The 9,989-nt window shown below is 30.3% G+C and carries 14 protein-coding genes; 13 read left to right on the top strand and 1 reads right to left on the bottom strand.

The genetic code is table 11. The features are described 5' to 3' along the window. Window positions 1-3,166 (top strand): T9SS type A sorting domain-containing protein (locus D1003_RS10890; protein ID WP_221410929.1); only part of this gene is annotated, 3,166 nt, incomplete at its 5' end. Continuing rightward, the gene (locus D1003_RS10885) at window positions 3,166-3,897 is read left to right on the top strand and encodes a hypothetical protein (protein WP_153937015.1); all 732 of its coding nucleotides are present in this window, start codon (window positions 3,166-3,168) and stop codon (window positions 3,895-3,897) included. The genes D1003_RS10890 and D1003_RS10885, both read left to right, overlap by 1 nt. A 35-nt stretch (window positions 3,898-3,932) precedes the next feature. On the opposite strand, the gene D1003_RS10880 is transcribed toward D1003_RS10885, so the two are convergent. Beyond that, on the bottom strand, window positions 3,933-4,370 hold the full coding sequence (locus D1003_RS10880; protein ID WP_153937014.1) for a hypothetical protein: 438 nt from the start codon (window positions 4,368-4,370) through the stop codon (window positions 3,933-3,935). A 118-nt stretch (window positions 4,371-4,488) separates the two neighbouring features. Between D1003_RS10880 and D1003_RS10875 the strand changes: the two genes are divergently transcribed. The 11 genes from D1003_RS10875 to D1003_RS10825 all read left to right on the top strand — a co-directional run bounded on the left by D1003_RS10875 (window position 4,489) and on the right by D1003_RS10825 (window position 9,638). Continuing rightward, on the top strand, window positions 4,489-4,707 hold the full coding sequence (locus D1003_RS10875) for a hypothetical protein (protein ID WP_153937013.1): 219 nt from the start codon (window positions 4,489-4,491) through the stop codon (window positions 4,705-4,707). Window positions 4,708-4,791: 84 nt separating this feature from the next. After that, window positions 4,792-5,181 (top strand): hypothetical protein, encoded by a 390-nt coding sequence (locus D1003_RS10870; protein WP_153937012.1) that lies wholly within the window; start codon window positions 4,792-4,794, stop codon window positions 5,179-5,181. Window positions 5,182-5,284: 103 nt separating this feature from the next. Beyond that, the gene (locus D1003_RS10865; RefSeq protein ID WP_153937011.1) at window positions 5,285-5,662 is read left to right on the top strand and encodes a hypothetical protein; all 378 of its coding nucleotides are present in this window, start codon (window positions 5,285-5,287) and stop codon (window positions 5,660-5,662) included. A gap of 63 nt (window positions 5,663-5,725) precedes the next feature. Beyond that, window positions 5,726-6,256: a hypothetical protein gene (locus D1003_RS10860; protein WP_153937010.1), complete on the top strand. Its 531-nt coding sequence runs from the start codon at window positions 5,726-5,728 to the stop codon at window positions 6,254-6,256. A 1-nt stretch (window position 6,257) separates the two neighbouring features. Then, the gene (locus tag D1003_RS10855; RefSeq protein WP_153937009.1) at window positions 6,258-6,431 is read left to right on the top strand and encodes a hypothetical protein; all 174 of its coding nucleotides are present in this window, start codon (window positions 6,258-6,260) and stop codon (window positions 6,429-6,431) included. 47 nt (window positions 6,432-6,478) lie between these two features. Next, a complete protein-coding gene (locus D1003_RS10850; protein WP_153937008.1) occupies window positions 6,479-6,721 on the top strand; it encodes a hypothetical protein in 243 nt (80 codons plus the stop codon). Then, on the top strand, window positions 6,708-7,274 hold the full coding sequence (locus D1003_RS10845) for a hypothetical protein (protein ID WP_153937007.1): 567 nt from the start codon (window positions 6,708-6,710) through the stop codon (window positions 7,272-7,274). Before D1003_RS10850 ends, D1003_RS10845 begins: the two co-directional genes overlap by 14 nt. Window position 7,275: 1 nt before the next feature. Next, complete coding sequence (locus D1003_RS10840; RefSeq protein WP_153937006.1) at window positions 7,276-7,755, top strand: hypothetical protein; 480 nt, start codon at window positions 7,276-7,278, stop codon at window positions 7,753-7,755. 2 nt (window positions 7,756-7,757) lie between these two features. Beyond that, complete coding sequence (locus D1003_RS10835) at window positions 7,758-8,132, top strand: hypothetical protein (RefSeq protein WP_153937005.1); 375 nt, start codon at window positions 7,758-7,760, stop codon at window positions 8,130-8,132. Between the two features lie 8 nt (window positions 8,133-8,140). Next, window positions 8,141-8,521: a hypothetical protein gene (locus D1003_RS10830; RefSeq protein ID WP_153937004.1), complete on the top strand. Its 381-nt coding sequence runs from the start codon at window positions 8,141-8,143 to the stop codon at window positions 8,519-8,521. A gap of 205 nt (window positions 8,522-8,726) precedes the next feature. Continuing rightward, entirely contained in the window at window positions 8,727-9,638 is a 912-nt protein-coding gene (locus D1003_RS10825) for a lytic transglycosylase domain-containing protein (protein WP_153937003.1), read from the top strand. Window positions 9,639-9,989 lie beyond the last annotated feature (351 nt).

Here is a 9,989-nt window from a genome sequence, read left to right as displayed (position 1 = left end):
AGCAAATAGATTATATTTATTAGTCAATAATGCAGGAGGGTGTGGGGTTGCCCCAATAGAAATTAATTTTACGGTAAACCCAACTCCAACCAATTTACAATTAGAGGGTGTAAAACCCACCTATTGTAATACAGAGAGAATTTTTATTCAGCCCTCTGCCGTAGGCTCTGAGCTTACTTATGAATGGAGCAGAAATGCTAACTTTACATCTATTCTTGATAAGAACTTCGTAGATGAAAGTGGTAATCTTAGTTTTATTCAAAAAACCATAGGTACATACACCTATTATGTAAGGGCAAAACAGGGTAATTGTTACTCCGCTCCACAATCCGTAACTTTTACAGTGAACCAAGGCGTTAGCAATGTTCAAGTTACCAATGCAGGAAAAACATTCTGTGAGGGAGATGCGATAGAGTTTTTAGCAGGTAGCCCTAATGCCACCAACTACTCTTGGTATAAATTTAGTAATGGAACAGGACTTCTATTTAATGGGGCAAGTTACAAGCCTAATAGTTCAGATTATGTGCTTGGCAAAGAAACCACTGTTTATTTAGTGGCTTCTAATGGAACAGGTTGCTCGAGTGATATTATTCCTGTATCCTTTACCGTAAATCCTGCTCCTAAAAATCTTACTTTAGAGGGGGAAACTAAATATTGCGTAGGAGATGATATTTTGGTAACGCCAATCGCCATAGGCGAAGACCTAACTTATCAATGGGCTACGGCATCTAACTTTGCCAATTCCACTATATTGGATAATACAATGGTAGATGAAAATGGAAGCCTATCTTTCAAGTCTAGAACCTCTTTTACAAGAACTTATTATGTAAGAGCAGTTAATTCACAAGGCTGTTATTCAGATAGTCAAGCCGTAACAATCGTTATAAACACTCGTCCTGCTAATCTTAGCATTACGAAATTAACGAACCCAAACAACTCAGCTTATTGTCAAGGGATAAAAGATGAAATTTATGTCGCAAACGGCAGAAATATAACTGAATATAAATGGTTTACCGATATTACTTTAACTAAAGAAGTGATAGAGGATTATATTACAGGAAATACTAAGAATGTCCTTACCGTAAATCCTTCAAAATGGGAAGTAGGATACCATTCTATTTATGTGGTTGGATATAATGCGAATGGGTGTATTTCAGATGTTGAAACTTTTAGTTTCAATATTCTAAAAGGAGTTACTCCAGTTGCTGTTAATGAAAATAACTTCAACTTATGTAAGTCAGAAGAAAAAACAATAAAATTAGACAATCCAAATAGGTGGACGATTGAATGGTTTACAAACAGTATTGGAACTAATAAATATGCTTCTGAATATATATTTGATAACGGAAATAGAATAGTTATCAAAGGAGAGAATTTCAATACTGGAGTTAATACACTTTATTACAAAGTGAGTAATGCAGAGGGCTGTCAGTCAGAGCTTACTGCTGTCAATTTTACAGTCCTTGAAGCCCCACATTCTCTAACAGTAACCAACAATAATGCGGTAATTTGTAAAGGAAAGGACGCTGTTTTTGAGGCTTCGGCGACCAATTCAACAATGTTTGAATGGTACAAAGATTATCAGTCTTCATTGGTGGCAGACCCTAAATTTGTGTCAGGAACGGCAAATTATAAACTAACCATTCCAACAGCAGATTTAGAAGTAGGCACATACACCTATTATGTAATAGCGAAATCTTCTAGTGGGTGTAAAACAGAACCATTTAAAGTTACTTTTTCAGTTAAAGAGGTTCCAAATAGAACCACTTTAATAGGAGAAAAAATATTCTGTCAAAATGAACTCATCACATTTGAACTTTTAAACCAAACAACAAAAACTTTCAAATGGTTTACTGATGCTAATGGGCTTAACCCATTAGACGCTCAATTTATCTCAAATGATGGAGCTTCAGTAAAAATTCCTGCCCAAAATTATAAAGCAGGAACATACACCCTATACTACTATTCAACCAATTTAATCTGCAACTCTGAAATGCAATCCGTAACCTTTACGGTTAATGAAAGTCCTTCGGAGCTTAATATCATAGGAAACGAGGGCGAATATTGTTACGGAAATATGATAGATATTGCTATTGGTTCTACAGGAGGGGCAACCTCTTATCAATGGTTCTTGGATTCTAAAGGTTCTATTCTTGTAGATAAAATCTATCTTACAGGAACAATGAACGAGCGATTTAAAACGAATAGTTTAATGGCAGGTAATTATGTTTTATATGTTAGAGCAATAAATGAGAAAGGTTGTCAATCAGCTTTAAAACAAATTACATTTAAAGTCAATCCTACTCCAGTCGTTCAAGAATTCCAAACTTCCAAAAAGACTATTCAGCAAGGAGAAACCATAGACTTTAAGATAAATGCCAAAGGGTATGATAGGTGGAGGGTTTTATTTAATGGAATGCCATTGTATCCACAAGAGGGATATAACAATGGGCAGGTTGTTAATTATGTATTAACAAAAGATGCCCAAATTTATAATCAAGGAACTTATACCCTAGAAATATCTAATGGGACTTGTACAGCCCAAAGCTCTACTTATATTTATGTGTTGCCAAAAGTGGTAATTACACATAACAAAACTGAAAGAATAAGTAAGGATAATGGAGAACAAAAGGTTATACTTAACCAACACGAAAGCATCATTTTTGATGCCAATTCGGATAATAATCTCTATTCTGAAAAATGGTATTATGGAGATGGGTTTGAGAATTCTACTATCTCAGGAAACCACTTTTTCAATCAGGCTGGAGAGTTTATTGTAAAGTTAGAATTAACTAATAAAAATACGGAAGAAAGATTTTTATTTGAATACGAGTATCCTATACTCGTGAAGCCAGTAGATAATGTAGAAGAAATAAAACCTACATTAACCGCTCCTGCAAAAGAGGAATATATTATTACTCCAAACCCATTTAAGAGCTTTTTTAAAGTTATTACAAATGGTGCAACTACTGGAGATAGAATCACAATGAGAATCTTCGATTTAAAAGGAGTTTCTTTATTTAGTGAAAGTTGGTTAGTAGATGGGGTACATAACTCCAGAACTTTTTACAATCCGATGATAAATGCTCCGCAAGGCACTTATGTTGTCGTGATACACAACGAAAATAAAAAAAGTATAATAAATACTAAAATCATCAAGAAGTAATGAAAAAATCCATATTAAATTTTTCTATAATCACTCTAGTTATCGCAGGATTAGTTTCCTGCGATGACAAAGTGAGAGAGCTGACAGATTTAGACCAAGCTCCTAGCTTCTTATACTTTAACTCAAAGTCCGTTAATTGGGAAGAAGCTCCTTTTGAGCCTATTGTTGATAGTGCTAAAGTTTACAGCTCGAGTAACAATTCTTCCTACCCTGTCATCTTAAAAGTAGTTGATAAAATCAATACTTTGACAGAGCTAAAAATATTAACCTCAGACCCTGAGAATAGTATCTTTGTTAATAACAACCTATATACAACAGAGTATGTGTCAGCTTCGGCGAACGAGGACATCAATTGTGCATTTAGAAGTAGCAAGGCAGGAATTCAAGAATTTATTGTAAGTTCCACGAGTATTTTTGATAAAAGAAACACTTTCAAATTTAGAATAGAATTCAAAGAAAATCGCCCACCCAAAGCTAACTTAAAAACAGCGTTAATAGATAGTAGAACTAAAAACTATAAATTAGATGCTAGTGGCTCTGAGGACATAGATAAAGCGATAGGAGGAGCGATTGTAGAGTATGAGTTTATAATAAACAATATTCTCATAAAAACGACAGAAAATAGTATCAATCATATTTTCAAAACAGGAACTCACGAAATAAAAGTCCGAGTAAAGGACAATGACGATGTTTGGAGTGAGTATGTAAGTGAGACTTTAGTCGTGCAGTAAATTAAAAAGACCTCTAAAACTAGAGGTCTTTTTAATTACTTTACATATTTGTAGATTGTTTTATTTTCAGTTAAATATAAATCTCGCAAGGTAAGATTTAGGGTGTCTTTGTTAAAAGATACCTCATAAGTATCATTTACTTTTTCTCCGTAAATATATATTTTATTTAATGATGAGAAGTATTCCCCAGTACCAAATGTTAGGGTATTGGTATCTGTGTAAAATTCTATTCTAACAGAGTTATCAGGATTGATTTTTACATTAGATTTTTTTTCTGCACCCTCTACAATTCTATGAGTTATAGATTTTTCTGTAAAAGCTGTTTTCTCTGTTTGGGTAGTTACTTTTCTTAAATACCAAACATTTTCTTTTAGTCTTGAACCATCAGAGGTCTTTTCATCATCTCTATTAGCACAAGAAATAAAACCACTAATTAAAAATGATGCTGAGAATAAATAAATAAACTTTTTCATAATGATTTTTCTTTTTTTGATTACTATTGCAAAGATAAGAAAAAATAAATACAAAGCAAATACATTTCGTATTTACAAAATAAATACATATTTTTGTAGTCCAAATTTGTATAGTATTATGGAAAATAAAAAAACAAAAACTTTTCGTTTTTCGGAAAAAACAATATTTTTACTTGAAAAGATTGCTGAAAAAGAGCAAAGAAACCTAACCAATGCTTTAGAGGTAATGGTCTTAGAAAAATCCCAATTTTATGGTATAAAATATTTTAAAAAGATACCTCCCTATACTGGTGTTTATGATGATGTTAAAAAAGACAATCCTTTTGATAAACCATAAAATGTATTTATTTTGTATTTACATTTTGTATTTGCAAAATAAATACATATCTTTGCGGTAGTTAATTTTTAAAAGTAATATATTATGAAAAAAACGATTTATCTTCTTGGACTTTTATTGGTATTTACTTCTTGCACGGAAAAAAATCAGAAAAAGGTTGTAACCAACGAAACTATTATCACTCTATCAAAGACAAAAGGTATGAGTGATGATATAATTTGCGAAATAATTTCGGAAAACCCTACCCAATTTAAAGTAGATGAAGTGGAAGATATTATTTATCTGAAAGAAAATAATGTTTCAGATAAAGTAATCAATCAAATGAAATATTATAAGCAATTTGAAAACCCAATTATGAGGATTTTATCACAGATTATGAAAGGTGTTTTTTTGGATAGCTTTATTTTTTCTAACATTCATTGTAGCAATTTACATTTGTTCTTTGTTATTCGGAAAAATAATTTACTAAATTAAATGGAAACAAACAACGAGAAAATAGAGCATATTGACAAAGAAGCAAAAGCCTTTGGTTCATAAAGTAGTAATGTATAGAAAATAAATAAAAAAATAAAGTGTTATGTATAATTTAATTAAACCAGTTCTAACAATAACTTTAGTAATAGGAATAGCAGGAATGTTATATTTAAATTTTAAATATGTAAATCAGGATAGAATAGATAATTATACTATTTTGGAGTGGGTAGAAAAGGGAGAAAAAGAAGAAAAGATTGTTTCCATCATTGAAAAAAGTTTCACGGACTTTTCCTTAGATAAAGAGGATATTGAAATATTGAGACAAGGTAATGTCTCAAGTAAAATTATCGTGAAAATGAAAGAAAGTGAAAGGGATAATTCTTCATTTATGATTTTAAATTTTTTGGCGTTATTTATGCTATCTTTTATGCTATCATCAATACTCTATTACAATGACAAATATTCATTATTTCCATATTGATTTTAAGTATTATCTAAGAAAAGTAACCCTTGGCTCAAAAAACAAAGAAGATAGAAAATAAAAATGGAAACAAACAACGAAATGAACAAAGAAGCAAAAGCCTTTGTTAAAAATTTCATTGAAAAATTTAATATCTCCACAGAGGGAGATTTCGATAAAATAAACTTGGAATTGCATCAAGTGTTAAAAAATGAAATAGCGACAGAAAAAGAAATGTTTTTTTCTGCGGATATAATTTCTAAATACTGGGAGATAAAAAATAGCCCTATATTTATTTTGGTTAAATGTATAGTGAATTTACTATTGATTATATTATTTGTAATTTTTTTCATTAAAACTATGTCTTTAAATGACAATTCTCTTACCCCTATTTTCATTTCAGTAAATTTAATGTTTATAACTATCATTCTAATGAAAATAAATGCTAAATTCAATGATAAGTTCTATGAATATAAGCGTAAAAAATTCCTAGATAAGTTAGTTGAAAGCAACCCTTCACTTGTAGGATATAAAGCTCATTTACAAGAACAAAAAAGCAAAAAATTGGAGTTCTTAATAAGAGCCTATAAAGAAATGGAAGAAAACAAAAAGTAAAATGAAAAAAGCTCGAGAGAAAGAAGAACTAGAAAAAGAAGTATCCAAAAACTTTGGGATTAGTATAATTGTGGGAATAATTACTGTATTTTTTACAGTAATATGTTACTGCCGTATTTTTCCCGATAATATGTTTTGTACTTTTTTGGATATATGTAGTTTTAAAATCAAATAATAAGAGTAACCATTGGTTCATAAAGTAGTAATGTATAGAAAATAAAAATGGAAACAAACAACGAGAAAATAGAGCATATTGACAAAGAAGCAAAAGCCTTTGTTAAAAATTTTATTGAAAAATTTAATATCTCCACAGATGGAGATTTCAATAAAATAAACTTGGAATTGAACCAAGTGTTAAAAAACCCAAGTGCGACTAAAGAAGAACTTTTTTATACGGTAAACCTTATTCATATTATCCGCAAAAAAATAAAAAAAGATAACAAAAATGAAAATGAAAAAAGTTAGAAAAGAAGATATAGATTATCTAGAAGAACTGAACAACAGAGCTATAAAACAAATTAATGAAGAAGCAGAAACTTTTGTAAATGGTTTTATTGAAAAATCTAATATTTCTAAAGATAGAGATATAAATAAAATGAACTTAGTTCTTCAGGAAATATTAAAAAAACCGATTGCAACCGAAGAAGAGGTTTTTTATGCTACAAATATTATCTCTAAAAACTGGGAGAAGAAAAATAAGCCTATATCTATTTTGATTGCAAGAATACTAATAGGACTTTACTCTTTATTTGTTATTTTTTGTTGTTATCTAATTTTAGATAAGCCAATATTTAAAAATGACCCTATGCAAATTTGGGTGCTTCTCGTATTTGCAGTAATGGGACTTATATCTTTTATATTATTTTCTAATAAATTATCTGATGGGTATTACAAAAAAGCACACAAAAAATTTTTGAATAAACTTCTTAAGAATAATCCTTCACTTGGAGGGTATAACGCTTATATGAATGAGCATATAAGAAGAGAGTTCGAGATAATAGATAAAATGGTAAAATAAGATGATGCAAGAAATAGGCAAAATTTATGAAGAAATGATAATTATTTCTCTACAAGAAATAATAGGATTTATGAAATCAATGCGACCTGCTGGTTACTTAGGAGCAACTTACGAGGAGCAAAAAGAACAGTGTGGTATTCAATCAATGCTTCAGGAAACCTTATATGCCCTAGAAAGGTGGCTAAAACAGAGGTTTGAATATCTAGAAAATACCACAGAGTGGACTGAGGAAATGAAAGCAGGATTTAGAAACTTAACAATCCCTGAGGATAGCAGATTTTTTATTCAAGAAAAAAAAGAAGCTGGAGAAATAAGTTCAACAGAAATGTCTTCTTTTATGTTTAAAAAAAGAGAACTAAATATTCTTTTAAAAGAATATTCAGCCTTAAAAAAGGCACACGAGAACTTGTTAATTGCAATGTCAAGTATGACTACTCAAATAAAAGAGTTAACAGGAGATGATGAAAAAAAAGAAGAGTAGAAATGAAAAAAATACTTTTAATATTAGTTTTATTCTTTTCCGCAGTTTCTTGTGGAACAGATAAAGAGGACAAAGCATCTTTAACAAATCAATCAATCATTGATTTAGCCAAGACAGGTGTGAGTGATAACTTGATATGTCAGTTCATTTCGGTAAGAGATACTCAATTTAAAGTAGAAACTAAAGATATTATTTATCTAAAACAAAATAATGTTTCGGATAAAGTAATCGTAGAAATGAAAAAAGCACAGAATGAAGAAGAAAAACAAAGAAAATATTTGATAGCTTTAGACATAGTATTGGGACTTGCTATATGTTTGTTTATTGTTTGGTTGGTTGACTTGGTAAAGAACCGTATTGTCTTTAACAAAAAATAATAAATATTATGAGAAAAACGCTTTTAATATTAGTTTTATTCTTTTCCACAGTTTCTTGTGGAACAGATAAAAAGGTTAAAACTCTAACAAATGAATCAATCATTACTCTGTCAAATACAAAAGGTATGAGTGATAATTTGATATATCAAATAATTTCTGAAAGCGATACTCAATTTAAAGTTGAAGAAGCTAAAGATATTATTTATCTAAAACAAAATAATGTTTCAGAAAGAGTAATCGTAGAAATGATAAAAGCTCAGGAGAAAGAAAAAGAAGAAAAAGACCAAAACTCTAGGATTGGGATTGGGATAGGAGCGTGGATTATAATTTTTGCAGTAATAGGTTTTTTACTTTATAATTGGGATAAGTTTAGTAATAAATGTTCTTGACTTTATTAAAATATGGAAAACTTGCCCTCCGGAGTTTCCCACATTTTAACAAAGTTTCGTTTTTATTAAAATATGGAAAACTTACCCTCCGGAGTTTCCCACATTTTAACAAAAATTTGTTTTTATTGAAATATGGAAAACTTACCCTTCGGAGTTTCCCACATTTCAACAAAAATTCTTTCTCTTTTTTTATTTTATAATCAATATGAAAAAAATTACAACTCTTATCGCAATAATCTCTTTAAATACCCTTTTATTCTCACAAAAAAATAATACAAGTGCAGAGACATTTCTAAATGTAGACCAAAACTATATCAATAGTCTTGGAGAGGGGCAACACGATATTGTAGAAGACCTTAAATTAGATACTTTTAAAGATAGATTTAACTTTCTTAATGAAAACACTAATCTTAATATTGATTATAACGAAATTACTTATGCCTACGCTAAAAAATACCTTTCATATAGATGGTTCGGTAAAATAATAGGATTATCTGCCTATTATTTCCCACTATTTGAAAGTAAATTAGCTCAGTATGGACTTCCATTAGAACTGAAATATTTGGCGGTGGTAGAATCCAATTTAAACCCTCGTGCAGGGTCGTGGGCTGGAGCTAAAGGATTGTGGCAATTTATGCCCACAACTGGTAAAGAAATGGGGATAAATAAAAATGACTACATAGATATATTTTATGACCCTGTTGGAAATACAGATGCAGCAGTAAGATATTTGAAAATTTTATATAAAGAACTGGGGGATTGGAATTTGGCTATATCCGCATATAATTGTGGTGCAGGAAATGTAAGAAAAGCCATTAAAAGAGCAGGGAGTAGAAATTATTGGAAAGTAAGACCCTATTTACCTAAAGAAACCCAAGCCTATGTGCCGAGCTTTATAGCAGTAAATTATATGTTCAACTTCTATAAAGAGCATAATATAAAGGCAATGTATTTCAAATACAGCTTTTTGGACTTAAAAATGATTAAGACTAATAAAAATACTTCGTTTGAAGAATTAGCAAGACAGTTTGATTATGCCTTATTAAAATTTGCGAACCCACAGTTTACCACTAGCTTTATACCTAAAGGGAGTATTGTGTATGTTTATAAAAAGTAAAAGTCCAATGAAGATAAAAAAGGAACTATTGGCGTTACCTACGGTCGGGCTATCCGCACTCAATCTTTTTTATTGAGAAATTTATAAGGAATTTTTTTGTTGTATTCTCATAAAAAAGGATTTTAAACAAATGCTCCTATCCCTAACGCTTAGGGCATAGAGTTAAAAAAAATTCATTTCTTGCTACTTTCAGTCAAATTCATTCTATTTCTTTGAACTTTCAGAGCAATTCATTTCTTTTTTTTAACCCTATTGCCCCTCCTCCTCCAAATATACTTGGTTCTTTTCCAATGCTTTACCCTTACTTAAAAGAACCAGGTATATTCCCCTCCTTTTTTGGAAAACCAATAC

The organism is Riemerella anatipestifer, from assembly GCF_009663465.1.
GTDB lineage: Bacteria > Bacteroidota > Bacteroidia > Flavobacteriales > Weeksellaceae > Riemerella > Riemerella anatipestifer_C.
Note: the sequence above shows the minus strand (reverse complement) of the source record. Positions and strands in the feature narration are given on the sequence as shown.